The 25387-nt window shown below is 68.6% G+C and carries 25 protein-coding genes; 14 read left to right on the forward strand and 11 right to left on the reverse strand.

What is annotated here, in order from left to right:
* Positions 1-37 precede the first annotated feature (37 nt).
* Complete coding sequence (locus tag AB0F41_RS18785; RefSeq protein WP_357425390.1) at positions 38-667, forward strand: hypothetical protein; 630 nt, start codon at positions 38-40, stop codon at positions 665-667.
* A gap of 111 nt (positions 668-778) precedes the next feature.
* Here AB0F41_RS18785 and AB0F41_RS18790 read toward each other — a convergent pair whose 3' ends face one another.
* The gene (locus AB0F41_RS18790; RefSeq protein ID WP_357425392.1) at positions 779-1531 is read right to left on the reverse strand and encodes a helix-turn-helix transcriptional regulator; all 753 of its coding nucleotides are present in this window, start codon (positions 1529-1531) and stop codon (positions 779-781) included.
* Between the two features lie 184 nt (positions 1532-1715).
* Here AB0F41_RS18790 and AB0F41_RS18795 point away from each other — a divergent pair, with 184 nt between their 5' ends.
* Complete coding sequence (locus AB0F41_RS18795; RefSeq protein WP_357425394.1) at positions 1716-2024, forward strand: hypothetical protein; 309 nt, start codon at positions 1716-1718, stop codon at positions 2022-2024.
* 202 nt (positions 2025-2226) lie between these two features.
* Here AB0F41_RS18795 and AB0F41_RS18800 read toward each other — a convergent pair whose 3' ends face one another.
* The 4 genes from AB0F41_RS18800 to AB0F41_RS18815 all read right to left on the reverse strand — a co-directional run bounded on the left by AB0F41_RS18800 (position 2227) and on the right by AB0F41_RS18815 (position 5935).
* On the reverse strand, positions 2227-2784 hold the full coding sequence (locus AB0F41_RS18800) for a ribonuclease H (protein ID WP_357425396.1): 558 nt from the start codon (positions 2782-2784) through the stop codon (positions 2227-2229).
* Positions 2785-2793: 9 nt separating this feature from the next.
* The gene (locus AB0F41_RS18805; RefSeq protein ID WP_357425398.1) at positions 2794-3279 is read right to left on the reverse strand and encodes an SRPBCC family protein; all 486 of its coding nucleotides are present in this window, start codon (positions 3277-3279) and stop codon (positions 2794-2796) included.
* A gap of 364 nt (positions 3280-3643) precedes the next feature.
* Positions 3644-4447 (reverse strand): TIGR03084 family metal-binding protein, encoded by an 804-nt coding sequence (locus AB0F41_RS18810; protein ID WP_357425400.1) that lies wholly within the window; start codon positions 4445-4447, stop codon positions 3644-3646.
* Positions 4448-4579: 132 nt separating this feature from the next.
* Positions 4580-5935: a hypothetical protein gene (locus tag AB0F41_RS18815; protein ID WP_357425402.1), complete on the reverse strand. Its 1356-nt coding sequence runs from the start codon at positions 5933-5935 to the stop codon at positions 4580-4582.
* Positions 5936-6055: 120 nt separating this feature from the next.
* Between AB0F41_RS18815 and AB0F41_RS18820 the strand changes: the two genes are divergently transcribed.
* From AB0F41_RS18820 to AB0F41_RS18850, 7 genes are all read left to right on the forward strand, one after another.
* A complete protein-coding gene (locus tag AB0F41_RS18820; RefSeq protein ID WP_357425404.1) occupies positions 6056-6853 on the forward strand; it encodes a cyclase family protein in 798 nt (265 codons plus the stop codon).
* Positions 6850-8565 (forward strand): thiamine pyrophosphate-binding protein, encoded by a 1716-nt coding sequence (locus AB0F41_RS18825; protein WP_357425406.1) that lies wholly within the window; start codon positions 6850-6852, stop codon positions 8563-8565. Before AB0F41_RS18820 ends, AB0F41_RS18825 begins: the two co-directional genes overlap by 4 nt.
* A 124-nt stretch (positions 8566-8689) precedes the next feature.
* Positions 8690-11095, forward strand: coding sequence for an endopeptidase La (lon, locus tag AB0F41_RS18830; protein WP_357425408.1), 2406 nt, complete (start codon positions 8690-8692; stop codon positions 11093-11095).
* A gap of 185 nt (positions 11096-11280) precedes the next feature.
* The gene (locus tag AB0F41_RS18835) at positions 11281-11931 is read left to right on the forward strand and encodes a fasciclin domain-containing protein (protein ID WP_357425410.1); all 651 of its coding nucleotides are present in this window, start codon (positions 11281-11283) and stop codon (positions 11929-11931) included.
* A 153-nt stretch (positions 11932-12084) separates the two neighbouring features.
* A complete protein-coding gene (gene sigK, locus AB0F41_RS18840; protein WP_357425411.1) occupies positions 12085-12759 on the forward strand; it encodes an ECF RNA polymerase sigma factor SigK in 675 nt (224 codons plus the stop codon).
* On the forward strand, positions 12752-13612 hold the full coding sequence (locus AB0F41_RS18845; RefSeq protein ID WP_357425413.1) for an anti-sigma factor: 861 nt from the start codon (positions 12752-12754) through the stop codon (positions 13610-13612). Before sigK ends, AB0F41_RS18845 begins: the two co-directional genes overlap by 8 nt.
* A gap of 477 nt (positions 13613-14089) precedes the next feature.
* Positions 14090-15574: a molybdopterin-dependent oxidoreductase gene (locus AB0F41_RS18850; protein ID WP_357425472.1), complete on the forward strand. Its 1485-nt coding sequence runs from the start codon at positions 14090-14092 to the stop codon at positions 15572-15574.
* A 13-nt stretch (positions 15575-15587) separates the two neighbouring features.
* On the opposite strand, the gene AB0F41_RS18855 is transcribed toward AB0F41_RS18850, so the two are convergent.
* Positions 15588-17468 carry an ABC transporter ATP-binding protein gene (locus tag AB0F41_RS18855; RefSeq protein ID WP_357425415.1) on the reverse strand — a complete coding sequence of 627 codons (1881 nt, stop codon included), beginning with the start codon at positions 17466-17468 and terminating at the stop codon, positions 15588-15590.
* Between the two features lie 73 nt (positions 17469-17541).
* Positions 17542-18654 (reverse strand): DNA polymerase IV, encoded by a 1113-nt coding sequence (locus AB0F41_RS18860; RefSeq protein WP_357425416.1) that lies wholly within the window; start codon positions 18652-18654, stop codon positions 17542-17544.
* Positions 18655-18919: 265 nt separating this feature from the next.
* Between AB0F41_RS18860 and AB0F41_RS18865 the strand changes: the two genes are divergently transcribed.
* On the forward strand, positions 18920-19303 hold the full coding sequence (locus tag AB0F41_RS18865) for a VOC family protein (protein ID WP_357425417.1): 384 nt from the start codon (positions 18920-18922) through the stop codon (positions 19301-19303).
* Between the two features lie 294 nt (positions 19304-19597).
* Complete coding sequence (gene menE, locus AB0F41_RS18870; protein WP_357425419.1) at positions 19598-20764, forward strand: o-succinylbenzoate--CoA ligase; 1167 nt, start codon at positions 19598-19600, stop codon at positions 20762-20764.
* A 16-nt stretch (positions 20765-20780) separates the two neighbouring features.
* Here menE and AB0F41_RS18875 read toward each other — a convergent pair whose 3' ends face one another.
* Positions 20781-21065, reverse strand: a complete 285-nt coding sequence (locus tag AB0F41_RS18875; RefSeq protein WP_357425421.1) for a hypothetical protein — start codon at positions 21063-21065, stop codon at positions 20781-20783.
* A gap of 162 nt (positions 21066-21227) precedes the next feature.
* Between AB0F41_RS18875 and AB0F41_RS18880 the strand changes: the two genes are divergently transcribed.
* Positions 21228-22100 carry a 1,4-dihydroxy-2-naphthoate polyprenyltransferase gene (locus tag AB0F41_RS18880; RefSeq protein WP_357425423.1) on the forward strand — a complete coding sequence of 291 codons (873 nt, stop codon included), beginning with the start codon at positions 21228-21230 and terminating at the stop codon, positions 22098-22100.
* A gap of 51 nt (positions 22101-22151) precedes the next feature.
* Here the strand turns inward: AB0F41_RS18880 and AB0F41_RS18885 are convergent, their stop codons facing one another.
* The 3 genes from AB0F41_RS18885 to AB0F41_RS18895 form a co-directional block, all read right to left on the reverse strand.
* Positions 22152-22535 carry a phage holin family protein gene (locus tag AB0F41_RS18885; RefSeq protein ID WP_357425425.1) on the reverse strand — a complete coding sequence of 128 codons (384 nt, stop codon included), beginning with the start codon at positions 22533-22535 and terminating at the stop codon, positions 22152-22154.
* Positions 22536-22659: 124 nt separating this feature from the next.
* Positions 22660-23232 carry a Clp protease N-terminal domain-containing protein gene (locus tag AB0F41_RS18890; RefSeq protein WP_357425427.1) on the reverse strand — a complete coding sequence of 191 codons (573 nt, stop codon included), beginning with the start codon at positions 23230-23232 and terminating at the stop codon, positions 22660-22662.
* Positions 23233-23454, reverse strand: a complete 222-nt coding sequence (locus AB0F41_RS18895; protein WP_357425429.1) for a helix-turn-helix domain-containing protein — start codon at positions 23452-23454, stop codon at positions 23233-23235.
* Positions 23455-23560: 106 nt separating this feature from the next.
* Between AB0F41_RS18895 and AB0F41_RS18900 the strand changes: the two genes are divergently transcribed.
* Both AB0F41_RS18900 and AB0F41_RS18905 read left to right on the forward strand, forming a co-directional pair.
* Positions 23561-24550, forward strand: a complete 990-nt coding sequence (locus tag AB0F41_RS18900) for an ATP-binding cassette domain-containing protein (RefSeq protein ID WP_357425430.1) — start codon at positions 23561-23563, stop codon at positions 24548-24550.
* Positions 24547-25371, forward strand: coding sequence for an ABC transporter permease (locus AB0F41_RS18905; protein ID WP_357425432.1), 825 nt, complete (start codon positions 24547-24549; stop codon positions 25369-25371). The genes AB0F41_RS18900 and AB0F41_RS18905 overlap by 4 nt, the downstream gene beginning before the upstream one ends.
* The last annotated feature ends 16 nt before the right edge of the window (positions 25372-25387 follow it).

Below are 25387 nucleotides of genomic sequence, written 5' to 3' on the forward strand. Positions count from 1 at the left end.
GGGCCGCGAGACATACGAGAAGCGAGGACTCGAAGCTATGGCGAAGAACGAGACCGCGGCGGCCCAGGATTCCGACAACAAATCCGGACTGCTGCCGATGGTGGCCGCTTTCGTGGCGGGTGTGGTGCTGGTGGCGCTGGTCGTCGCGACAGTGGTGTATTTCCATGCCTATCAGCAGAACCAGGGTGAACTGAACGCCCAGAACGAATCCACCAAGGCCGCCTGCGATTTCGCGCAGGCCACGAATACCTATGACTATCAGGGCGATCTGGACGGTTTCATGACCGCCATGAAGGAAGGCGCCACCGCCGACGTCGTGCAGTCGCTGGAGCAGAATTGGGATGTACTGCGCCAGTTGCTCACCGAATCGAAGGTGAAATCGTGGGTCGACGAGTCGACCTGCGGTTTCCAGTCCGGTGACGAGAAGTCCGCCAAGGTGCTGGTCAATATCGGTCTGATGAAGACCAACGCGGTGACCCCCGAACCGAAGCGGCAGGACATCGCGGTGGTCGCGGGCCTGGAGAAGGACGGCGACCGCTGGATCGTCAACCAGTGGGACCTGGCGATGCTGCAGGGTGTGGGCGCCGAAGGTGGCGCGCCGGCGCCCGGCGGTCCGGCACCCGCCGCCCCCGAAGGCGGTCAGCCGGCTCCGGCACCGGGTAACTGATTCCGGAATAGTCTGTGCGTCTTCCGGCGGTGGTTCGAACCACCGCCGGAAGACTGCTTTTCAGGACCTTTCTGTCGGCAACATGTCGCCGACAGCTGCCGAATATCGCGGTCAGGTACCGTCCGGCGCTCGGTTGTAGGTGTCGACAGTCGCTTTCGAGGTCGAGGAGTCCTGCAACACCAGCTCCCACGGTCCGGTGTTCACCTCGAAGTCCTTACCGAATCCGACCCACTTTCCGGCCATCCGGGTACCGGTCAACTCGATGAGCAGCTGGATCGAGCCGTGGTACCGAGCGCCGCGATAGTAGCCGCCCGGCGCGGTGATCTCACTCCACGTTCCAGTGCACACATTCCCGTCCACGCTCAGATCCATCTCGAGTGACGACGGAGAAGAACCCGGCAGGCTCCGCACCGTCAGGCGGTCGTCGTGCTGCAGCACCACGGCGTAGTGCGCCGCGGTGAATGTCGCGTCCCGGCCGCTCGAGTAGTACTCGTACCGGGACAACCACACACCAGCGTACGAGCCGGGCAGGCGGGTGCGGCCGCTCGGCGCTGCGGTTCGCCGGGCGGGGTCGATATTCCCGATGGCTGATTCGACGTGCTGACTGCCGTCCGGGCCGGAGAGGCTACGGCCGGCCATAACCGCGCCGAATCCGAGCGTCTCGATCGGTAGTCCCATGACCTTCTCCAATGCCCTCGCGTGTGACGGACGTGGATTCACCGTACGACCGGCTTCCCAGCGCTGCACAAGCCGTTTGGTTGCGCTGGCGCAACCGGCCTCGCGGAGGGCACGCGCGAGATCGTCCTGACTCATCAGGCGGGCGTTCCGGGCCGCGCGCAGTGCGGTGTTCGGCGTGGTTCCCATGTCAAGACGGTAGCTCTTGGACGCCTAAATGTCGCCTGGAATATGTACGCATTGACGCCTCGAGAGTCGTCGGATGTTCCCTTGTGGAACAGCAGTCTGGACGCAGCCCCGTCGCCGGGTCGACCCGGCTTCCCCGGCGGCGGGTGCAATCCACTCTCCGAGAGCCGGGCGCAAGGGGTATGCAGTGACCGACGAACGGCCGCGAGCTGTCGCGATGATCCGCAGCGACGTCCAAGGGGATGGGGTAGACGTCTACCGGGTCGCGGAGACGCACGGGTACCGGTTGGTCTGGACGGTCTACCTCGATACCGGCCCATTGGCATCCGCGCTCATCGTGGCCGGTGTCGTGATGGAACACAACGCGTCCGCGGTCGTGGTCCCCTCGTTCGAGCATGCCGACTCGGTTCGTCACGCGATCACCGATATCGCCCAACTCCTGACCCCGATGCAGGTCTACCCGCGCGGGTACCGATGGCCTGTGGTGGAGTCGTGAGCGGCGCCGATCTCGCCTTGGTTGTGCTCGTCATCGGGTTGACCTGGCTCACCGTGATGCTGCTCCGGGAGTAGCGCGAGGTCGACGGGGTGTAACCCCGGGCGCCTCCGGCGGTGGGTCGAGCCACCACCGCCGGAGGCTATTCGGGCGGTCTGAAACTACTACGGCGACAACAGCGCGCGCATTCCGGCCGTGTGAACGGTCAGAACAGCTGCAGCGGCGCTGTTGTCGCGTAGTCGACGGCCGGTGTGGCCGTCGGTTCCGCAGCCTTCCCTGCTGCCGCGGAGGTTTGTGGGGCCGGACGGGTTCCGGTGGGTTCGGTGCCGGAGGTGGCCGCGGCTTTGCGGGCCGCGGCGCCGGCCAAGGCGTCGGCCTGCTCGTTGAAGTAGTTGCCGACATGGCCGCGCACCCAGCGGAAGCGCACCGGGCCGGGGCGCGACGCGATGGCGTGATCGATATCCCGGATGAGTTCCAGGTTCTTCACCGCGCCGCCGCTGGCGGTGCGCCAGCCGTTGTTGCGCCAGTTGGGCAGCCATTCGGAGGCGCATTTGATCGCGTACAGCGAATCGCTCTCGATCAACAGAGGGTCGGGGCCGGGATGGGCCCGGATGGCCTCGAGCACAGCCCATAGTTCGGCGATCTGATTGGTACCCGTTGCCGCGCCGCCGCTTTCGGTGCCACCGGCGTGGTCCACCCACGCCCATCCGATGGCTCCACCGGGATTTCGCAGGCACGATCCGTCGGTACTCACGATGATCATGGCAGTACCCTACGCATGGCGGCCGACAAGGTCCGTACCGTGGAACTCTTCGATCGCGGCGCGCAGCCGCGCCTCGGTGCGACGCAGGGCGGAGCGCAGCAGGGCCGCGCGCGGCCGGTCGATCAGAATCGCGGTGACGCCGCGGGGGTCGGCGTAGTCGAGCTCGCAGGTGAGCACCGATCTGCCACGGCCCAGCGGGTCGAAACGCAGGGTGAGCCGAGCCGATAGCGGGCCGCTCAAGGTGTAGCCGAGAACGGCGTCCTGGCGATGTTCGCTGACCTCGCACACCAGGGTCGGCCGCCACGGGCCGAAGCGGTAGCCGATGTCGTATCGCGCGCCGACGCCGTGCTCGATATCGCCGCGTTCCGCATTGCCGTGCGGTGTGATGTGCCGGGCCCCTGCCAGCCAGTCCGGAACGGACAGGGGATTGTCCGCATAAGCGAAGGCAACGGTGATCGGCGCCGTCACATCGCTTGCGTATTTGATGAAGCCCACGGGCCCTCCCTCCATGGCTGCCCGACAAAAGTACTATAGCTTTCCGTTTTATTTCGGGCAGTTGCGGATTCGATAGCCGATGGACACCACATGTGATGCACTGCCGACGAGCCCGGTGACGGTATCAGACCAGGTGGAGGGCCGACTGCCTGTGATTACCCATCCGGACCCGAGATAAGCGTCACATTTCGTGAGTATCTGCCCGGGTGGACAGGATTCATCGGAGGTTTCGGGTATCGGGCCGGGGGTACTTTTCACCCGCCGGCGAGCGCCGTACTCGACTGCCGTGCGCAGGCACCCGGCCAACGACGTCCGGCTGTCGCGGATCCGGTGTGACGCTCGCCGGCCTCGCCGACGCGGCGGGTCAGGCGAAAGAACCCGGTTTCCGGCCGCTTCCCGGCGGTCCGGCGAAGGCCTGCGCGAGAGTGAGCCATTCGGCGGCCTCCGGCCCGGTGGTGCGCAGCGCCAGATCGTCCGGGTGACGGCGTTGCGTGACGAGCAGGCAGAAATCCAGAGCCGGTCCGGTGACCCGCTGCGCCGCACCTTCCGGGCCCCACGACCACACCGCTCCGGACGGCGCGGTCAGCTCGACCCGGAACTCGTCGGTGGGCGCGGGCAGGCCGCGGACGGAATAGGCGAAATCCCGGGTCCGCACCCCGATATGGGCCACGGCACGCAACCGGTCGGTGGGTTCGCGGCGCACGCCGAGCGTATCGGCGACATCCTGACCGTGGGCCCAGGTCTCCATGAGGCGCGCGGTAGCCATGGATCCGGGCCGCATGGGCGGTCCGAACCAGGGCACCTTGGCATCGCCGGGGACGGTGCGCAGTGCTTCGGTGAGTGCGGTCCGGGCCCGGCGCCAGCGGTTCAGCAGCTCGGGTACCGGGGTCCCGGCGGCTTCCGTGGCGGCCTCGTCGACGAAGGTGTCCACCCGCGGCGCGGCCTCGGTCAGCAGATCGGTGAAGGCGGTCCCGCCGGTGCGCGCGTCGGTGGCGGCCAGCGTCGCCACCTCGTCGGTCCAGGCGAGGTGGCCGATCTGATGGGCGATGGTCCAGCCCGCGGCGGGGGTCTGCCGGGCCCAGTCGCCGGGTGGCAGGCCGGTGACGAGACCTTCCAGTTCGGCGCCTTCCGCGTCGAGATCGCGCAGTAGCGCGTTCAGGTCGGCCATCGTTGCTCTCCTCCGTCGCGCACCGGTCCCGGTGCTCTGCCAGCATCGCAGCGCCCCCCGAAAAATACAAGCACGCTTGCTTGTATTCCGCCGGTCGCTTCGCGCGCGGCTGACGCCGGGCCGTACGTGGGATTACCAGCCGAATATCAGCAGGTGGGTTGCGCCGACCACCAGTCCGAGTGCCGCGCCGTGCAGGTACAGCAGCCAGGCGTCCTGTTCCACCGAGGCGTAGAACATCTCCATGAATTCACCAGGGGTCAGCTGCTGGAGTTTGCGGGCCGCGAACTCGTCGATCGTCTCCGCCTGCTCGCGGATGAATTCGGCATCCTCCACCAGCGAAGGCGCCAGACCCACCGCCGCGCCCGCCGCGCCCACCTTCAGGTTGTCGAACTGCCGGCGGCCGAAAGCGGCGCGCACCATCGAGGTGCTCCGGCCGAGCTGACGGTGGATCTCATCGGAGATGAGCTGTTCGAGCAGGATCCGGGTCTTATCGCCGTTGGGGCCGTTCAGCAGCTCATCGGACAGATTCGGCAGCGTCAGCACCTGGTAGGCGAGGATATGCGCCAGATCGGTCGCCGCCTGCGGTTGCCGTTTGGCCAGCAGCGCCTGTTTCCACAGGTACTTGTAGCGGGGCTGCGGGTCGCCGGGGGTGAACACGACCCGGATGGCGATGATGTTCACCACCACGCCGATCGCCGCCGAGACCAGCAGCACGATCACCCAGGCCGGAACCCATCCCCACACCGGAATGTCTTGGTGGATATGCAGATAGAGCGCCAGCAGCAGGCCGAACGGCGCACCCAGCAGACCGATCCGGACCATGAACTTCAGTTCCGGGGCCGCGATGGTGGTGGTCAGATCCTTCAGGATCTGCGGATTGTCCTGCAGATACCGGATCACGAAACCCTTGACGTCGATGAGCTGATCCACGTTGTCACCGAGCTGGTCGAACGCCCGGCGGGCCAGCTCCGGCATCTCGCGCTCCACCCGTTGATAGATGAGCTGGCGCATGGCCCGGGGCAAGGTCTGCCACAAATCGGGGTTTTCCCGGTTCATCACCTCGTCGACAATCGACTTCACCTGTTTCTGGGCGAGTGCGGCGACGTAATCGGCAATTCCCTCGAGATCCAGTTCGTGGATGAAATCCCGTGGACTGCCGATCCGCATCAATGCCTTGTCGACACAGATACTGGCCATTTTCTCGGCGCGCGCCGGGATGAAACCCTGGAAACCGAGACGGGAACCGTCCTCGGAAAAGGTCGGCAGCACCTGCACCCGCCGGGGCAGATAGGGGTAGAGCACATCCAGGCCGGGAATCCGGACACCCCGGAACAGTAGCGGCCAGAAAAGCATCAGCACGCCGGTCCAGTTGGTGAGCCAGCCGGCCGCGGCACTGAAGATGGGGAAACTGACCAGATCCACCACGAATTTGGTCTGACCGGTGAGTTCCTCCCAGTTGATCAACACTCCGGACGAGAGTGTGATCATCGCGCGCTCCCCCTCGGGCCGGATTGTGAATCGGAGATCATCACATTGTCACCGGGCCGTCCCGGGTGTCAATCAGCGCTACCCGCGGCCGTGAGCGCCGCTCAGGAATAAGGTGCCGATATGACCAACCCGCCGCCCGCCCCGGTGCTCACCGAATTCCTCGACGCCCTTCTCGCCGGCCGGCTCGAGGTCGTCGATCTCACCACCCCGCTGAGTAGCGCCACCCCCGCGTTGCGCCTGCCCGCGCCGTTCGCCAATCTGATCGACTTCGGTCTCGAGGAGGTCAGCGCCTACAACGAGCCCGGCCCGTTCTGGCGGCACAACAACATCCACACCGGCGAACATATCGGGACCCACCTCGACGCGCCCGTGCACTGGATCACCGGCCGCGACGGTGACGATGTCTCGCAGATCCCGGTGCGCCGACTCATCGGGTCGGCGGCGGTACTCGACCTCACCGCGCAGGTCGCGGCCGATCCCGACTATCTGCTCACGGTCGCCGATGTCGAGGCCTGGGAGGACCGGCACGGCCGCCTCACCACCGGGACGTGGCTGCTGCTGCGGACCGGATGGGAGGTGCGCGGCGGGTCCGAGGCCGAATTCCTCAATACCGACGACACCGGTTCGCATACCCCGGGCGTGGCGGTCGAGTGTGCCCGCTGGCTGGCCACCGAACGCGATATCACCGGCCTGGGCGTGGAAACGGTCGGGGTGGACGCCGGGCTGGCCGGGGGATTCGACCCCGCCTTCCCGGTGCACCACTACTTCCTCGGCAACGACAAATACGGACTCACCTCGCTGCGAAACCTCGGCCGCCTGCCCGCGACCGGCGCGATGCTGGTGGTGAGCCCGCTGCCGATCGTGGGCGGAACCGGGAGCCCGTCGCGCGTACTGGCCGTCACCGGCGCGGCCGCATGACGGCCGGCCGAGTGCGCAGCGACCCGCTGAAGGCCGAAGCGGAACAGGCGGTCTACGGCCCGACTGTCGCCGACGTGGTGGGCCGGGTGCTGGCAGACCTCGGTGCGGGCCACTGTTTCGGGGTCGTGGGCAGCGGAAACTTCGTGATGACCAACGCGCTGCGGGCGGGCGGGGCCCCGTTCACCGCGACCCGGCACGAGGGCGGCGCCGCCACCATGGCCGACGCGTACTCACGGATGTCGGGGCGGGTCGGCGTGGTCTCGGTGCATCAGGGGTGCGGGCTCACCAACGCCGTCACCGGAATAGGCGAGGCCGCCAAGAGCCGGACACCGATGATCGTGCTCGCCGCCGACAGTCCGGCGGCCGCGTTGCGGTCCAACTTCCGGGTGGATCAGGACGCCCTGGCCCACAGTGTGGGAGCGATCTCCGACCGCGTGTATTCGGCGCAGACCGTGGTCGCCGATGTGACCCGGGCCTACCGAACCGCCGTCACCCTGCGGCGCACGGTGGTACTGAATATCGCCATCGACGTCGCGGCGGCCCCCGCGACCGTGACCGGACCGATCGCATCGACCGTCGCCCCGGCGCGCGGGCGACCCGACACCGGATCCGTGACCCGGCTCGCCGAGGCCCTGCACGCGGCGCAACGGCCGGTATTCGTGGCCGGCCGCGGCGCGCGGGGCGCCGGGCCGGTCCTCGCCGAACTTGCCGCGGAATGCGGCGCGCTGGTCGCCACCTCCGCCGTGGCCAACGGTCTCTTCGCCGGGAACGAGTTCGGCCTGGGTATCTCCGGTGGGTTCTCGACACCGGTCGTGGCCGATCTCATCGCGGGCGCCGATCTCATCGTGGGCTGGGGTTGCGCGCTGAACATGTGGACCATGCGCCACGGCCGCCTGATCGGCCCCGATGCCACGGTCGTGCAGGTCGACGACGATATCGACGCCGTCGGCGCGCACCGCCCGGTCGACTTCGGCGTGATCGGCGACTGCGGACTGACCGCCGAGGACGTGCTGGCGCGGGTCCGCGGCTCCGGCGCCGCGCCGGTGACCGGCTACCGCACCCCGGAAGTGGCCGCGTTGCTCGTCGAGGGGGGCCGCTGGCGTGACGTACCCGTCGCGGACTCCTCCACGGGCGAGCGGATCGATCCGCGGGTGCTGTCGATCGCACTCGACGAGCTGCTGCCGTCCGAGCGGGTGGTCGCCATCGATTCCGGCAATTTCATGGGCTACCCGGCCACCCACCTAGAGGTGCCCGACGAGTTCGGTTTCTGTTTCACCCAGGCCTTCCAATCCATCGGATTGGGCCTGCACACCGCCATCGGCGCGGCCTTCGCCCAGCCCGGACGGCTGCCGGTACTGGGTGCCGGCGACGGTGGTTTCCTGATGGCCGTCGCCGAACTCGACACCGCGGTCCGGGCCGAGCTGCCGCTGGTGGTGATCGTGTACAACGACTCCGCCTACGGCGCCGAAGTCCATCATTTCGGTGCCGCCGACCACACCACGGTGACCTTCCCGGAAACCGATATCGCCGCCATCGGCCGGGGATTCGGCGCCACCGGGATCACGGTGCGCACGGTCGCCGATCTCGCCGGGGTACGCGGCTGGCTCGACGAGTACCGCGCGACCGGTCGCGGCCGCCCGCTGGTGATCGACGCGAAGATCACCAGCGACGGCGGCGCGTGGTGGCTGGCGGAGGCGTTCGCGGGTCACTGAGCCTGAGCCGCGACCGCTATATCGCGCCCGGAAATTCGCCGTCGGCGAACACGGGGCCGGGGCGGAACAAAGGCCAACCTCTCGAAGTTGAGTCCCAGTAGCTCAAGTATTGGAGGTTGCGTTCGTGACTACACCCCAGAATCTTCCGGTGCTGTTCCTGACCGATCCCATCGTGCTGCCCGGCATGGTCGTACCGATCGAACTGGACGAATCCGCACAGGCGGCGATCGACGCCGCACAGGCCGCGAAGACCGAAGCCGTCCTGCTGGCCCCGCGCCTGACCGAGGGTTACGCCTCCTACGGTGTGATCGCCACCATCGAACAGATCGGCCGGATGCGCGGCGGCACTCCCGCGGCGGTGCTGAAGGCGGAACGGCGCGCGAAGATCGGGCACGGCGTCACCGGCCCCGGTGCCGCGCTGTGGGTGGAGGCCGAACCGGTCGACACTCCCGCCGCCGACGGCCGTACCCGCGAACTCGCCGCGGAGTACAAGAAACTGGTCGTCTCGGTACTGCAGCGTCGCGAGGCGTGGCAGATGGTGGACGCGTTCAACCAGCTCACCGACCCCTCGGCAATCGCCGATACGGCCGGTTACGCCGCCTATCTGACCACTGAACAGAAACGCGAACTGCTGGAAACCCCGGATGTGACGGTCCGGCTGAACCGGCTGATCGAATGGACCACCGCGCATATCGCCGAGGCCGAGGTCACCGAGAAGATCGGTGACGAGGTCCGCGAGAACATGGAGAAGAGCCAGCGCGAATTCCTGCTGCGCCAGCAGCTCAACGCCATCCGCAAGGAGCTCGGCGAGGACGAGCCCGACGGCGCCGACGACTACCGCACCCGGGTCGAACAGGCCGACCTGCCCGATTCCGTGCGGGAGGCCGCGCTGCGCGAAGTGGGCCGGTTGGAGCGGTCCAGTGACCAGAGCCCGGAGACGGGCTGGATCCGCACCTGGCTCGATACCGTGCTGGAACTGCCGTGGCAGGTCAAGACCACCGATTCCACCGATGTCGCGGCGGCGCGGGCCGTGCTCGACGCCGACCATCACGGACTGGACGAGGTGAAGGACCGCATCGTCGAGTACCTGGCCGTGCGGGCGCGGCGGGCGCAACGCGGACTGGATGTCGTGGGCGGGCGGGGATCCGGTGCCGTGCTGGTGCTGGCCGGGCCGCCCGGGGTCGGCAAGACCTCGCTCGGGGAATCCGTCGCGCGGGCGCTGGGCCGTGAGTTCGTACGGGTCGCCCTGGGTGGCGTCCGCGACGAGGCCGAGATCCGCGGACACCGCCGCACCTATGTGGGTGCCATGCCGGGCCGGATCGTGCGGGCCGTCAAGGAGGCCGGTTCGATGAACCCGGTGGTGCTGCTGGACGAGGTCGACAAACTCGGTGCCGATTTCCGCGGCGATCCCGCGTCGGCGCTGCTGGAGGTCCTCGATCCCGCCCAGAACCACACCTTCCGGGACCACTACCTGGATATGGATCTCGACCTCTCCGATGTGCTGTTCCTGGCGACCGCGAACGTCATGGACACCATCCCCGGCCCGCTGCTGGACCGGATGGAAGTGATCACCGTGGACGGCTACACCGAGGACGACAAGGTCGCCATCGCTCGCGACTTCCTGCTGCCGCGGCAACTGGAACGCAACGCGCTGACCGCCGACGAGGTGCGGGTCACCGATGCGGCGCTGCGCGAGATCGCGGCCGACTACACCCGCGAAGCCGGTGTGCGGCAGATGGAGCGGCTGATCGCGAAGGCGCTGCGCAAAGCCGCGACTCGGTTGTCCGAGGTGTCCGCCGGTGAACTCGGCTCCGCCCCGGATCCGGGTCACGACGCTGACGGCGAGGCCGCGCCGGTTGCCGACGGCCTGGTCATCGATATCGCGGACCTGAAGGACTACCTCGGCCGGCCGCGCTTCACCCCGGATTCGGCCGAACGTACGGCGGTGCCCGGAGTGGCGACCGGACTGGCGGTGACGGGGCTCGGCGGTGACGTCCTCTATATCGAGGCCAACACCGCGGAAGGCGAACGCGCCCTGACACTGACCGGTCAGCTCGGCGACGTCATGAAGGAATCCGCGCGGATCGCGCTCACCTACGTGCGATCGCATCTGGATGAGATCGGTATCGAACCCGCTGTGCTGGACCGCAATCTGCACGTCCACGTCCCGGCGGGCGCGGTACCCAAGGACGGGCCCTCGGCGGGTGTCACCATGGTCACCGCGCTGGTCTCGCTGGCGCTGGGCCGCCCGGTGCGCTCCGATGTCGGGATGACCGGTGAGGTCACGCTGAACGGGCGGGTCCTGCCGATCGGCGGGGTGAAACAGAAACTGCTGGCCGCCCAGCGGGCCGGGTTGAAGACGGTGTTCATCCCGGCGCGTAACGAACCGGATCTGGACGACGTCCCCGCCGATGTGCTGGCCGATCTCGATGTCCGGCCGGTGGGCGATGTCGCGGAGATCCTGGCCTACGCCATCGAACCGGTCCGCGAAGCGGATCTGGATAACCGGACGCTGGCCGTCAGCGCCTGATCCACACCGAAGCGGCGGGCCGCGGGTGAACCGGAAACGGTTTCCGCGGCCCGCTTTCACGTGGGCGGGTTTCCCGGGCTATACGCACCCGCACCCATCCGCGCCGCCGGGCCGGCCGAATTCCGTCCAGCAATATTCGCAGCGCGGCCGCTCGGGTCGTCCTGGCCGGAAAGTGATGGAAACTCATGAAGCACATACACCGTGTGGTGCTGCTGGCAGCGATCTCCTCGACCGCGCTCCTCGGAGCGACGGGGTGTTCGAGCGATGAGAGTTCCGCCGACGCGCCCGCCCCCGCGAGCGGCGCCCCGCAGACCTCCGCCGCCGGGGCCGCGGATGACCCTGCCGCCGGGCTCGTGGGAGCCGGCTGCGCCGAGTACGCCGCGCAGGTGCCCTCCGGCGCGGGCTCGGTCGGCGGGATGGCCCAGGATCCGGTCGCGGTGGCCGCGTCGAACAATCCGATGCTGAAAACCCTGGTCCAAGCCGTATCCGGCCAGCTCAATCCGCAGGTGAATCTGGTGGATACGCTCAACGGCGGCGAGTTCACGGTTTTCGCGCCGGTCGATTCCGCGTTCGGCAAACTCGATCCGGCCGCCGTCGAAGGTCTGAAAACCGATTCCGCGACCCTCACCGATATCCTCACCTACCACGTGGTGCCCGGCCGGATCGAGCCCGGCGATATCGCCGGTGACCACACCACCGTGCAGGGCGCCCCCGTGACCGTGACCGGTGCGGGCGACAACCTCGAGGTCGAGGGCGCATCGGTGATCTGCGGTGGTGTGCAGACCGCGAACGCCACCGTCTACATGATCGACGGGGTGCTCATGCCGCCCGCGTGAGCGCGATTCGTGCCCGCCCGCCTGCCCGGTGGACAACACTGAGCCCATGATGCGCCAGGATCGCCACAGTGACCTGCACAACAACGGGGAGTGGGCACCCATCCCCGTGCACGGGAGCGGCGAACCCCTTCCCATGCAGTGGAGGGCACGATCATGACGAACCGGCAGGACTCCGGCTCCGGACCGATCCGTCTCCGGGGCGCCGGACCGGAGACCAGCGACAATCCCGAAGTATGCGCGGCTCGCCCGGCCGGCCACGACGACCACGCCACCGCCCGTCGTCACTCCGAACTCCTGCAGGCCGCCGGAAGTGGTGACCGGCAAGCGTTCACCGATTTCTACCGGGAGACCAGCCCCCGGGTGTTCGGGCTCGCGCGGCGGATCCTGCGCAACCCGACCGCGGCCGAGGAGGCCACCCAAGAGGTGTACCTGCAGGTCTGGTCGGCGGCGGCGCGGTACGACCCGGCCCGGTCGAGCGCGATCGGCTGGTTGATGATGATCACCCACCGCCGCGCGGTCGACCGGGTGCGGGCCGAGGAGTCGGCCGCCGGACGCGAAATCGTCTACGGCCACACCCATCTGGGTCGCGATCACGACATCGTTTCCGAAACCGTGCACCAGCGGCTGGACGAGGCGGCCGTCCGGGACTGTCTGGAGGTACTGACCTCCACACAGCGGGAGGCGGTCGCCCTCGCCTACTACAGCGGTCGCACCTACCGGGAGGTCGCCGACCAGCTCGAATCACCATTGCCCACCATCAAGAGCCGTATCCGTGATGGTCTGAAACGGCTCCAGAACTGCCTATCAGGGGTTGCCTCCGATGCCTGACCACGCACCGCCCGATTCGCCGGGTAACAGCAGCGACCTGATGGATCTGGCCGTTCCCTATGCCCTCGATGCCGTATCGGATGCCGAAGGCGCCGAAATCGAACAGCGCCTGCGTGCCGCCGGTCCGGATATCGTCCAGCGTTTCGACGACACCGTCTGCGAGGTCCGGGAGGCCATGGGAGCGCTGTCGGTGCTCGACGCGCAGCCGCCGCCGGCCAGGGTGGAAGCCCGAATCCTCGCGGCACTCGACGCGCTGCCCGGAGCACGCTCGGACATGCACACCGGTGCGTCGACTGCGGGGTCGCCGGAGGAAGCCGACCCGGATGACACGGATGCCGTTGTCGATACCGAATCCGGATCCGCCGAACCCGAGAGTACCGACGAACTGGCCCGGGCCCGGCGGCGCAGAACTCTGCGACGGTTCGCGGCCGCCGCCGCGGCGGTGGTGGTCGCGGTCGGCGTCGCCGTCGGTATCGGGGTGTTCGAGGGGGCGGAGGAAGGTCCGGACGGAACCATCTCCGCGCAGCAGGTTCGGGACCGGCCGGATGCCCGGACCAGCACCGTCGGCATCGGTGCCGGAATACTCACCGTGCACACATCCGCCGAGCTGGGCGCGGCCACGGTGTCCTTCGACGCGGTACCCGCGCCGCCGGACGGCAGCGACTACCAGCTGTGGCTGATCGATGCGAGCGGGGTTCCGCGGTCGGCCGGTGTGCTGCCCGAACTGCCGGCGGAAGCCGACCCCTATGTCACCGAGTTCGCCACCTCCGACCGGCTCGCGGTAACCCTCGAACCCGATGGCGGGTCACCGGCACCGACCACCGCTCCGCTCGGCGCCGTGACACTCGGCTGAGTTCACCGCCCGGCCGGGGGAGGAAAGCGTCGAAGAGGGTGCGCATTCCGGCCCCCCGTCGGTGGGTGTCCGTCTGAGCTGCCGCCGCCCGGGCTGGGGAAGCTGCCGCCGCCCGGGCCGGCGGAGTTGCCCCACGCCCGGGCCGCGATAGGCGGCTCACAACTCATCGGTGCCGGGGACGGACGCGTACCGCGTCACCCGGCACCGATTCGGTCACGGCGGGTGTTCGCCCGCCCGCGATATCTGACGGTTCGGTGACGCCTGGTCCGGCAGTCTTCCCCGGTCGTGCCCGGAATGACACCATCCGCAATGGGGAGTCGGTACGAACCCCCGGGGGCAGCGGGCCGGCGGCCCGACGCAGGAATGAGGGCGCTCATGCAGGACACCACCGGAACCACGGGCAGCGATCCGCGAAGCCCGGCCGGTCGCGGGATCGGCGTGGTCGCGGCGGGACTGTGCGGTCTGCTCGCCGCCGCGATGGTGCTCGGGATCGCGGAATTGCTCGCCGGCCTGATCGATCCCGACGCCTCCCCGTTCGTGGCGACCGGCGCCACCGTGGTCGACCACACCCCGGCCGCGCTGCGCGAGTTCGCCATCGACCAGTTCGGGACCCGGGACAAACCGGTGCTCTTCCTGTGCATGGCGGTGGTGATGGCGATCCTGGCCGTCGTCGCCGGACTGCTCGAACGGCGGGGCCCGTACGGCAGTCTCCTGCTGGCGGCGCTCGGCCTGGTCGTCTGCGTCGTAGTGCTGCTGCGCCCCAACGCGACTCCGGTCTCCGCCCTTCCGATCCTGCTCGGGATCGCGGCCGGTGTCTGTACCCTGCGACTCCTGATCGCCAGGGCGCCGGGGCGCGCCCCGCGGGCCGAACCGATCACGGGTACGGCCGCCGATCCGTCCCGCCGCCGATTCCTGGCTCTCGCCGCCGGTGCCGCCGCGGTCGCGGCCGGAAGCGCGGTCGCCGGGCGCTGGGTCGGGGAGCGGATGCGCGCGGTCGCGGCCGATCTGGAACAGTTCGTCCTGCCCCGGCCGCGCGTCCCCGCGGCGGCCGTACCGCCGGGAACCGATCCGCCGGTGCGCGGTCTCACCACGTTCGTCACACCCAACGACACCTTCTACCGCATCGATACCGCGCTCCGCGTTCCGGCGGTGACCAGCGCGGACTGGCGGCTGCGTATTCACGGCATGGTCGAGCGCGAAATCGTGCTGAGTATGGACGATCTCCGCCGGCGGCCCGCGGTGGAGAAGGTGGTCACGCTCACCTGCGTTTCCAACGAGGTCGGCGGCGATCTGATCGGCAACGCGCGCTGGATCGGCTATCCGCTGGCGGAGTTGCTCGCCGCGGCCGGGGTGCGGCCCGACGCGGATATGGTGCTGTCCACCAGCGCCGACGGTTTCACCGCCGGGACCCCCGTGGCCGCTCTGACAGATGGCCGCGACGCACTGCTGGCGGTAGGGATGAACGGCCGGCCGCTGCCGGTCGAGCACGGCTATCCGGCTCGGATGGTGGTGCCCGGCCTCTACGGATACGTCAGCGCCACCAAATGGGTGGTCGATCTCGAGGTCACCAGATTCGATATGGCCGAGGCCTACTGGACCCAGCGCGGCTGGTCGGCCCGCGGCCCCATCAAAACCGCGTCCCGGATCGATGTCCCCGCCGCCTTCGGCGACCTCGCGCCCGGGCCTACCGTCGTGGCGGGGGTGGCCTGGGCGCAGCAGCGCGGTATCGCGGCGGTCGAGGTGCAGGTCGACGACGGTCCGTGGCAGCCGGCCGTGCTGGCGCCGGAGTACTCGCTCGACACCTGGCGGCAGTGGACGTGGCGCTGGGATGCCCCGCCCGGTACCCACACCCTGCGGGTCCGGGCCACCGACGGGCGGGGAAGCACGCAGACCGATCAGCGGGCGAGCCCCGCCCCCGACGGCGCCACCGGATGGCATTCCCGGTCGGTCACCGTCGGGTGAGGCGGGGCCGGGCTCAGGCCACGACCTTCGCCGGTTCGTCGGCGAACTGGGTCCGGTACAGCTCGGCGTAGCGACCGTCCGCGGTGAGCAGTTCGGTATGCGATCCTTGCTCGACGATCCGGCCCGCTTCCACCACCAGGATCTGGTCGGCCGCGCGGATGGTGGAGAGCCGATGCGCGATCACCAGGGCCGTCCGCCCCTGTAAGGCTTCGGTCAGCGCCGCCTGCACCGCGGCCTCGGAGGTGGAATCGAGTGAGGCGGTTGCCTCGTCCAGGACCACCACGCGCGGCTGTTTCAGCAGCAGCCGGGCGATGGTGAGCCGCTGCCGTTCACCGCCGGAGAGCCGGTATCCACGTTCGCCGACCACCGTATCCAGTCCGTCCGGCAGCGCGGCCACCAGATCGCGGAGCCGGGCCCGGTTCAGCGCGTCCCACAGTTGTTCCTCGGTGGACCCCGGGTCGGCCAGCAGCAGGTTCGCCCGGATGGTGTCGTGGAACAGATGCCCGTCCTGGGTGACGAGCCCGACCGTGTCCTGGATGGAACGGGTGGTCAGTTCGCGCACATCGGCGCCGTTGAGCCGGACGGCGCCGGAATCGACATCGTAGAGTCGCGAGACCAGTTGCGCGATGGTCGATTTCCCGGCTCCCGAGGAGCCGACCAGTGCGATCAGCTGCCCGGGCTCTGCCCGCAGCGTGACGCCGTGCAGAACCTCCTCGCCGCCGCGGGCGTCCAGGGTCGCCACTTCCTCCAGCGAGGCCAGCGAAACCTTCTCCGCGGACGGATATCCGAACCGGACCTCGTCGAATTCCACCGCGACCGGTCCGGCGGGTACCGGCCGCGCGGTGGGGGAGTCTGTGATCAGCGGCTCCAGATCGAGCACTTCGAAGACCCGCTCGAAACTCACCAGGGCGGACATGATTTCCATCCGGGCGCTGGCCAGCGCCGTCAGCGGTGAGTACAGCCTGGTCAGCAGCAGTGACAACGCCACCACCGCACCGGCGTCCAATTGACCGCGCAGCGCGTACCATCCGCCCAGCCCGTAGACCAGAGCCACCGCCAGCGCGGAGACCAGAGTCAACGCGGTGACGAATACGGTCTGCACCATCGCGGTGCGCACCCCGATATCGCGAACCCGCTCGGCGCGCAGCGCGAACTCGGTGGATTCCTGCTGGGGCCGCCCGAAGAGTTTGACCAGCGTCGCGCCGGGGGCGGAGAAGCGTTCGGTCATCTGCGTACTCATCGACGCGTTCAGGCCCGCGGCCTCACGCTGGATCTGGGCGAGCCGGTTGCCCATCCGCCGGGCCGGAATCACGAAGGCCGGTAGCAGGAGCAGCGCCAGCACGGTTATCTGCCAGGACAGTCGCAGCATCACCACCAGGGTGAGTACCACCGTCACCAGGTTGGCCACCACACCCGAGAGGGTGTCGCTGAACGCGCGCTGGGCACCGATCACGTCGTTGTTCAGGCGGCTGACCAGCGCACCGGTGCGGGTGCGGGTGAAGAACGCGATCGGCATCCGCTGCACGTGATCGAACACGGCAGTGCGCAGGTCCAGGATCAGACCTTCACCGATACGGGAGGACAGCCAGCGGATCACCAGGCCCAGGCCGGCGTCGAGAACGGCGAGAACGGCGATTCCCACCGCCAGCAGGATCACCGTGCGCGGCGCGGAGCCGCTGACGATATCGTCGACCACCCGGCCCGCGAGCAGCGGCGTGGCGACCGCCAGAACCGCCGCCACCACGCTGAATACCAGGAACGCGCTCATCCGGCGCCGATGTGGCCGGGCGAACCCGAGGATGCGCCGGGCCGTGGCGAGGCTGAACGCTCGTTCCTCCCCGGGATCGTTCATTCGCCGGTACATCTGGTCCCAGGCGACCGATTCCATGCTCATTGGACGTGTCCTTCCGCTCCGGAGTCGATCCAACTCCAGAGCACCGACACTAAAAGCTGAACCAATATTTAGGTCAAGGGCCGGTGTCGCGCGACTCGTCCACGGGCGCCAGTTCGAGGCGGACCCCGAGCAGGCGCACGGGCCGATCGAGCGGGAACCGGTCCAGTACGCGCAGCGCGGCCGCGCTGACAGTGGCCACGTCGGTGGTCGGTTCGGCCAGCTTCGACTGTTTGCTACGGGTGTAGAACGTGCTGGTACGCACGGTGACCGCCACCCGGACCGCGATCCGGCCCGCCGCCGCGATCTCCTCGGCGACCTCCGCCGCCAGCCGCGCGACCTGGGCGCGGATCTCGACGGGGTCGGTGAGGTCGCGGGGAAAGGTCTCCGATTTACTACGCCCTACCGGCGGAGGCGGCCGGGTCACCACCTCGGTATCGCCCGCGCCGCGGCCCAGCACCCACAGATACGGTCCGTTGGTCGGGCCGAACTCGGCGGCCAGCCGCGCCCGGTCGGCCGTCATCAGATCACCGATCGTATGAATATCCAGCTCGGACAGCCGCGCGGCGATCCGGTTCCCGATACCCCAGAGTGCGCTGGTGGGCCGGTGCGCCATCACCTCCGACCAGTTCGCGGCCGTGAGCCGGAACATGCCCTCCCGCGAACCCGGATGATCGGCCGGGGTATCGGGCGACTTCCCCACGGATTTGGCGAATCCGGTCGCCAACTTGGCGGTGAGCTTATTGTCGCCGATACCGATAGCGCAGGTCAGGCCCAATTCGGCGATGGCAGCGCGAATCGCGCGGGCGGTCCGCTCGGGTTCGCCGGAAGCGGGCGGATCCTGGGTATCGACCGCGACGAACGCCTCGTCCCAGCCCCAGACCTCCACCTGATCGGTAAAGGTCCGCAACACCGCCATGACCTCGTCGGAGGCCTCGTCGTAGCTGGGCACGTCCAAGGGCAGGAACACCGCGTCGGGACATTTGCGGGCCGCCGAACGCAACGGCATACCCGCCCGGATCCCGTACGCACGGGCCGGGTAGGAGGCACAGGTCACCACTTTGCGGGGCTCCTCGGGATCCCCGTTCCCGCCCACGATCACGGGCAGGCCGCGCAGTTCGGGATGGCGCCGGAACTCCACCGCCGCCTGGAACTGATCGAGGTCGACATGCAACAGCCATCGGGCCACGTCTGCAGTGTAAATTGGCGCGGCTGTGTTTTTGGCGCGCTGGCGCGCGCGGGGTTCGGCCCTCTTGGCGTCTGCTGTCAGCCCTCGAGACTTGTGGCTTCGCCACGTGCGCTTCGAGGGCTGACAGCAGACGCGGGCCGAACCCTTTCAGGGCCTCGCTGAACTCGGCACCGAGGGGCGGGAGTGGGTCGTTCCCGGGTGCCGGGGAGGGACTCGGTGGCGGGGAGGGGTCGACTTCATGGGGTGGCCAAATAGACTGGTCTCGATGGATATTCTCAGTAGCCGGATCATTTTGCGGCCTCGGGACTACGAGACGACGCTGGCCTTCTACCGGGACGCCCTGGGGCTGGCGATTTCCCGGGAGTATGCGGGTGGCACGGTATTCTTCGCGGGGCAATCTTTGATCGAGGTGGCCGGGCACGGCGGGTCGGCGGATTCTCCGCGGGGGTTCGCGGGTGCGATCTGGTTGCAGGTGCGTGATGTGAGCGCCGTGGCGGTGGAGCTGGCGTTGGCGGGGGTGGTGATCGACCGGGCGCCCGTTACCGAACCGTGGGGTCTGATGGAGATGTGGCTGAAAGACCCGGACGGGGTGCCGATTGTGCTGGTACAGGTGCCGGAGCAGCATCCGCTGCGGCGCGATACCCGCTGATGCGGGTGCGACCGGGTTTTCTGCCGGGTTGCCAACCCCCGGCCCGCCGGGCGACGATACGATCGGATGGCCGCCCGATCACCGACGCCCGGTGCGACCCCTTCGTACCATCCGTCGAGTGAATCGCAGTCCCATGCCTGGCCCAGCCCAATCCCATCATCCGGCGCCGGCGCCCTGTCCCGGCAGCACGGACCCATGCCTGCCGTGTACGCGCGGTCATGACACCATCGCTGCCGTGAGCGAGCACGACGAGCGAAGCACGGCCTTCCGGCGACCCGGGGACAAGGCGCGGCCGTGAGCAAAACCTTGCGTACTCTGCCCATTCCCACCGGCAGCGGTGTCAGCGACGTCCTACCGCATCTGCGTCAGGTGCTGGACGGCAGCGGGTCGGCGGCCTGGCTGCCGGTACCGACCAGTGATCGTCGTGAGGCCCGGCGGCTCGGCGACGCACTCGCTCCGGGAGAACCGATCGACGACGATATCGCGCTGGTCGTCACCACCTCCGGGACGACCGGGGTGCCGAAGGGCGCCATGCTCACGGCGTCCGCCCTCCGGGCCAGCGGCGACGCGACCCATGAACGGCTCGGCGGCCCGGGCAGCTGGCTGCTGGCCCTGCCGACCCACCATATCGCCGGTCTCCAGGTGCTGTTGCGCTCGCTGCTGGCCGGTACCGAACCCACCGTGGTCGATGTCTCCGGCGGTTTCCTGCCCGAAGCGCTGACGGGAGCCATCGCGGGTATGCGCGGCGAACGCCGCTACACCTCGCTGGTACCCACCCAGCTCATCAAGGTCCTCGAGGCGCCGGCCGCGACCGCGGCGCTCGCGGACCTGGATGCGGTGCTGATCGGCGGCGCCGCCACCCCGGTACCGGTGTACGAGCAGGCCCGCGATGCCGGGATCAACGTCGTGCGCACCTACGGGATGAGCGAGACCTGTGGGGGCTGCGTCTACGACGGCGTTCCGCTGACCGGCGCGAAGATCAGGATAGACAACGGCCGCATAGTGATCGGCGGCTCGATGATCGCCGCCGGCTATCGCAATATGCCCGAGCATCCGGCGTTCGCCGAACCGGGCTGGTTCCGCACCGACGACGCCGGTGAGTTCCACGACGGTGTGCTGCGCGTGCGGGGCCGGCTGGACGAAGCCATCAGCACCGGCGGGCTGCTGGTGATCCCGCAGGTGGTGGAGGCGGTACTGGCGACGCATCCGGCGGTAGCGGAATGCGTAGTGCTGGGTCTGCCCGACGAGCGGCTGGGTCAGCGGGTCGCGGTGGCGGTGGTGCCGGCACCGGGAGCTACGCCGCCGACCCTGGACGCTCTGCGCGACCATGTGCTGGCCGAACTCGACGCGGTCGCCGCACCGCGCGATCTCACGCTCGTCGATGAGATCCCGCTGCTCGGCCCGGGTAAACCCGACCGCGCCGAACTACGCAAAACGCTGCTCGCCGGCTCGGCTTCCTGACCTGCCGAGCCGGCGGTCAGGGTTCATCGTCGGTGTAGGCGCCGTCGTAGTCGTCACCCAGCGGAACTGGGATGGCCTGTTCGGCCAGATCGACGGGATCGGCCTCCAAGGTGTCGCGATCGCCCAACACGGGAATCGCTTCGTCGGGGACGGCCTGGTCGTCCGGTACCGAACGGGGGTCGATATCGGTGTAGGGGGCATCGTCGGGATATGCCGGCGCGGCCTGTTCGGCGCGATCGGCCTCGGGCACCTCCTCGAAAGCGCCGGGTCCGGTCGTGCGGGGCGGCTTGCGCTGGGCCATTGTGGCTCCTCTCCTCCGATTACGCCTCGACAGGCGGCTACCCATCGAGAGGAAGATCAGTCCAACGTTGTCGAGGATGCCCGCACCGGCCCGTTCGGGCAAGTGACCGGTCCCGCCGTCACGAGCCCGGACGGCCATCACCGCTGCGGCTAGGCTGCGGTGATGGCTACCGCAGCACAATGGCTCGAGGGCGCCCGGCCCCGTACTCTGCCGAACGCTATCGCCCCCGTCCTGGCCGGTACCGGCGCCGCCGCCGCGATCGACGGTGCGGTGTGGTGGCGGGCGCTGCTGGCGCTCGGTGTGTCGATGGCGCTCATCATCGGAGTCAACTTCGCCAACGATTACTCGGATGGCATCCGCGGCACCGACGACGACCGGGTGGGCCCGCTGCGGCTGGTCGGCTCGGGGCTGGCCACTCCCGCCGCGGTGCGCGCGGCGGCGGTGGCCTGTCTGGCGGTCGGCGCGATCCTCGGCCTGATCCTGGCCGCGCTGTCCGCGTGGTGGCTGGTGCTGGTCGGCGCGGTCTGCCTGGCGGGCGCCTGGTTCTACACAGGCGGTAGCAAACCCTACGGTTACAGCGGATTCGGCGAGGTCGCCGTTTTCGTGTTCTTCGGTCTGGTGGCGGTGCTCGGCACCCAGTTCGTGCAGGCCGGCCGGATCGACTGGGCGGGGGCCGCCCTCGCGGTCGGGGTGGGATCGTTCTCCAGCGGGGTGCTGGTTGCCAACAATCTGCGCGATATCCCCACCGATACCGAAACGGGCAAGACGACGCTGGCGGTGAAACTGGGCGATACCCGGACCCGCACGCTGCATCTGGTGCTGATGGCCGTCCCGTTCGGAATGACCCTGGTACTGCTCGCGCGCACCCCGTGGGCGTTGGCCGGCCTGCTGGCCGTACCGCTGGCGGTCCGCGCGAACGCCCCGGTCCGCGCGGACCGCTCCGGTCTGGAGCTGATCCCCGCGCTACGGGATTCGGGGCTGGCCCTGCTGGCCTGGTCCGCGCTCAGTGCTGTCGCCCTCTGGCTCGGCACCTGACATCCGCCGGGCAGGCCGGATAGGTCCGGCCTGCGCGGGGCCCGCTCGGGGTCAGTCCTTGTCGGGAAGGATGATCCCCAGGGCCCAGTTCACGATCGTGATGATGATCGCGCCGAGCAATGCCGCCCAGAAACCCTCGATCCGCAGGCCGTAATCGGTGGCCTCGGTGATCCAGGCGGTGAGCCACAGCATCAGCGCGTTGATGACCAGCAGGAACAGGCCCAGGGTCACGATCACCAGCGGCAGCGACAGGAGCTGCACGATCGGTTTGACGAAGGCGTTCACCACGGTGAACACCGCCGCGACCGCGAGCAGGACAACGATTTTGGCACCGTTGCCCTGATCCGGTGGGGAGAATATCTCGATGCCGCCGACCCATAGTGCGGCCAGCCAGATGGCGAATGCGGTGCCGATCAACCGGAGCAGAAGCTGCATGACTCATGCTAAGCACACCGCGCGCGGTCGCGGCGGATCCACCGGTAATTCGCACCTCCGCACAACGTCCGCGCCACCGCGGCGGGTCCCGGCACCCTGGGCCCACCCGCGATGCGCGGGCCGCTCAGGCCGCCTGGTCCAGCAGCAGGTGAACCTGTTGGCGCAGCCCACCGAGCCGGTCGGCGCCGCCGAGGATCTCGGTGGTGACGGCATTGGGCGAGCGGAGGATCGCGAGCAGGATATGACCTGTTCCGATCGTCTTGTCCTTGCGGGCCAGCGCCTCCCGCAGCGCGAGTTCGATGACCTTCTTGGCGCCGGATTCGAACGGGATATGACCGAACAACCCGCCGCGGTGCTCCTCGGACTCCCGCGCCGGCCGCGCGCGGTCGAGAGCGTCGGCGCCGAAATTCGCCTCCAGGCTTTCACGGACGGCGTCCAGGTCGATACCGATGGATCGCAGCGCCTCGGCGTCCTCCGGTCCGAGCGGCCACCCGCTCACCTCCTCCGTGAGCTCGTCCAACGCCCCGGATCCGGTCACCCCGTTCTCTTCCAGTAGCGCCAGGAGCCGGGGCTCACCCGATTCGAGCAAACCCAGAAGCAGATGTTCGACCCGGATCTCCGGTGAGCGCAGGGCGCGTGCCTGTTCCTGCGCCGCGACCACTGCCGAGCGGGCACTCTTGGCGAATCTCTCGAACATCTACCGACCCCTGTCTTTCCGGTTGTATTTCTGATGGACCGCCTGCTTGCTGACCTCCAGCGCGTCCGCGATGGCCTGCCAGGACCAGCCCTGGTTCCGGGCGTTGGCCACCTGGATCGCCTCCAGCCGCTCGAGCAGTCTGCGCAACGCCAGGACAGCCCGTAATCCGACCGCGGGGTCGGGGCTACCCGCCGCCGCGGCCAGTGTCGTCGCTTCCGTCATGCGTCAATTTTGATTGACACCCTGCGGAATGTCAACAAAAATTGACGACAGCGCGCGCAATCGCCGTGCAAGAGCGATGCAAGACCGGAAGGGGACCGTGAATCCCATGACGAATCACGTATCAGCGGCCGGCCTCGCCATCGAGGCGACCGACCTGGTCAAGGTATTCGGCACCCAGCGGGCCGTCGACGGAGTGAGCCTGGCCGTGCCGACCGGCACGGTCTACGGCGTCCTCGGACCCAACGGTGCCGGAAAGACCACCACCATCCGGATGCTGGCCACTCTGTTGCGCCCTGACGGCGGCAGCGCACGGGTCTTCGGACACGATGTCGTCCGGGAACCCTCCACTGTCCGCTCCCTCATCGGTGTGACCGGGCAGTACGCCTCGGTGGACGAAGACCTGACCGCCACCGAGAACCTGATGGTCTTCTCCCGGCTGCTCGGGCTGAGCAGGTCCGCGTCCCGGCGCCGGACCGCGGACCTGCTGGAGGAATTCGCCCTCACCGATGCCGCCGACAAGCCGCTGAAGAACTTCTCCGGCGGTATGCGCCGTCGCCTGGACCTCGCGGCCGGGCTCATCGCGACCCCGCCCCTGCTGTTCCTGGACGAGCCCACCACCGGCCTCGACCCCCGCACCCGGGCCCAGATGTGGGAAACCATCCGCGGCCTGGTGCGGGACGGCACCACGGTGCTGCTCACCACGCAGTACCTGGACGAAGCCGATCAGCTGGCGGACCGGATCGCGGTGATCGACCGCGGGCGGGTGATCGCCGACGGCACCGCCGACGAGCTCAAATCCTCGATCGGCGGTTCCTCCCTGCATCTGACCCTGGCCGACCGCTCCCAGCTCGACCTCGCCCGCCGGGTACTGGCCGAGGTGCTCGGCACCGAACCACAGGCGACCCCGGAGGCCGGCCGGCTCACCGCCGCCCTGCCCGACGCGGGCGACACCACCGACCTGCTGATCGGACTGCGCGAACGCGATATCGCCGTCGAGGAGATCAGTGTGAGCCGGCCCAGCCTCGACGAAGTGTTCCTCACCCTCACCGGCCACCCGGCCGATACCGATACCGACCCCGAACGGACCGCAGCATGACCACGACCCTCACCGCCCCCGCGCCGCCCGCGGCCGGGGCGATCCCCCGGCAGGCGGACCGCATCGGCCTCCGCCGGACCGTCGAGAACACCCTGACCATGGCCTACCGCGGCCTGCTCAAGATCAAGCACAATCCCGAGCAGCTGTTCGACGTGGTGATCCAGCCGGTGATCTTCACCCTCATGTTCACCTACATCTTCGGCGGCGCGATCTCCGGAGATGTGCACAGCTATCTGCCGGTGATCATCCCGGGCATCCTGGTGCAGACGGTGGTGATGACCTCGGTCGTCACCGGTGTGCAACTCAAGGAAGATATGGAGAAGGGTGTTTTCGACCGCTTCAAATCCCTGCCCATAGCCCGGATCTCGGCGCTGTCCGGCGCGCTCACCGCCGATATGGTGCGCTACGGGATCGCCTCGATCCTCACCCTGGTGATGGGCCTGATCATGGGCTTCCGTCCCGATCCGGCCGGTGTCGTCGCGGCGATCCTGCTGGTCGTGGTCTGCTCGTTCGCCACCAGCTGGATCTGGGCCTTCTTCGGTGTGATCGCCAACAAGGCCGCCGCGGTACAGGGCTATTCGATGATGGTCATGTTCCCGCTGACCTTCGCCTCACCGGCCTTCGTCCCGAAGGAGACCATGCCGGGCTGGCTGCAGGCGTTCATCGACATCAATCCGGTCTCACATCTGGTGTGGGCCTGCCGGGACCTGATGAACAACGGGCACGTCGGCATGCATGTGGTGTGGTCGCTGGTGGGCGCGGCGGTGATCATCGCCGTCTTCGCACCGCTGACCGTCCGCGCCTATATGCGCCGGGCCTGAGCGCGCGGCGGGCTCG

Origin of the sequence: Nocardia sp. NPDC024068 (assembly GCF_040638875.1) — a bacterium.
In the GTDB taxonomy this organism is placed as follows: Bacteria; Actinomycetota; Actinomycetes; order Mycobacteriales; family Mycobacteriaceae; genus Nocardia.

Bases quoted from the DNA above. Each gene is read 5' to 3' on its own strand.
- AB0F41_RS18785 (WP_357425390.1), top strand. From the start codon at position 38: ATGGCGAAGAACGAGACCGCGGCGGCCCAGGATTCCGACAACAAATCC.
- AB0F41_RS18790 (WP_357425392.1), bottom strand. From the start codon at position 1,531: ATGGGAACCACGCCGAACACCGCACTGCGCGCGGCCCGGAACGCCCGC.
- AB0F41_RS18800 (WP_357425396.1), bottom strand. From the start codon at position 2,784: ATGATCATCGTGAGTACCGACGGATCGTGCCTGCGAAATCCCGGTGGA.
- AB0F41_RS18810 (WP_357425400.1), bottom strand. From the start codon at position 4,447: ATGGCCGACCTGAACGCGCTACTGCGCGATCTCGACGCGGAAGGCGCC.
- AB0F41_RS18815 (WP_357425402.1), bottom strand. From the start codon at position 5,935: ATGATCACACTCTCGTCCGGAGTGTTGATCAACTGGGAGGAACTCACC.
- AB0F41_RS18820 (WP_357425404.1), top strand. From the start codon at position 6,056: ATGACCAACCCGCCGCCCGCCCCGGTGCTCACCGAATTCCTCGACGCC.
- AB0F41_RS18825 (WP_357425406.1), top strand. From the start codon at position 6,850: ATGACGGCCGGCCGAGTGCGCAGCGACCCGCTGAAGGCCGAAGCGGAA.
- AB0F41_RS18835 (WP_357425410.1), top strand. From the start codon at position 11,281: ATGAAGCACATACACCGTGTGGTGCTGCTGGCAGCGATCTCCTCGACC.
- sigK (WP_357425411.1), top strand. From the start codon at position 12,085: ATGACGAACCGGCAGGACTCCGGCTCCGGACCGATCCGTCTCCGGGGC.
- AB0F41_RS18845 (WP_357425413.1), top strand. From the start codon at position 12,752: ATGCCTGACCACGCACCGCCCGATTCGCCGGGTAACAGCAGCGACCTG.
- AB0F41_RS18850 (WP_357425472.1), top strand. From the start codon at position 14,090: ATGGTGCTCGGGATCGCGGAATTGCTCGCCGGCCTGATCGATCCCGAC.
- AB0F41_RS18855 (WP_357425415.1), bottom strand. From the start codon at position 17,468: ATGAGCATGGAATCGGTCGCCTGGGACCAGATGTACCGGCGAATGAAC.
- AB0F41_RS18865 (WP_357425417.1), top strand. From the start codon at position 18,920: ATGGATATTCTCAGTAGCCGGATCATTTTGCGGCCTCGGGACTACGAG.
- AB0F41_RS18875 (WP_357425421.1), bottom strand. From the start codon at position 21,065: ATGGCCCAGCGCAAGCCGCCCCGCACGACCGGACCCGGCGCTTTCGAG.
- AB0F41_RS18880 (WP_357425423.1), top strand. From the start codon at position 21,228: ATGGCTACCGCAGCACAATGGCTCGAGGGCGCCCGGCCCCGTACTCTG.
- AB0F41_RS18885 (WP_357425425.1), bottom strand. From the start codon at position 22,535: ATGCAGCTTCTGCTCCGGTTGATCGGCACCGCATTCGCCATCTGGCTG.
- AB0F41_RS18890 (WP_357425427.1), bottom strand. From the start codon at position 23,232: ATGTTCGAGAGATTCGCCAAGAGTGCCCGCTCGGCAGTGGTCGCGGCG.
- AB0F41_RS18895 (WP_357425429.1), bottom strand. From the start codon at position 23,454: ATGACGGAAGCGACGACACTGGCCGCGGCGGCGGGTAGCCCCGACCCC.
- AB0F41_RS18900 (WP_357425430.1), top strand. From the start codon at position 23,561: ATGACGAATCACGTATCAGCGGCCGGCCTCGCCATCGAGGCGACCGAC.
- AB0F41_RS18905 (WP_357425432.1), top strand. From the start codon at position 24,547: ATGACCACGACCCTCACCGCCCCCGCGCCGCCCGCGGCCGGGGCGATC.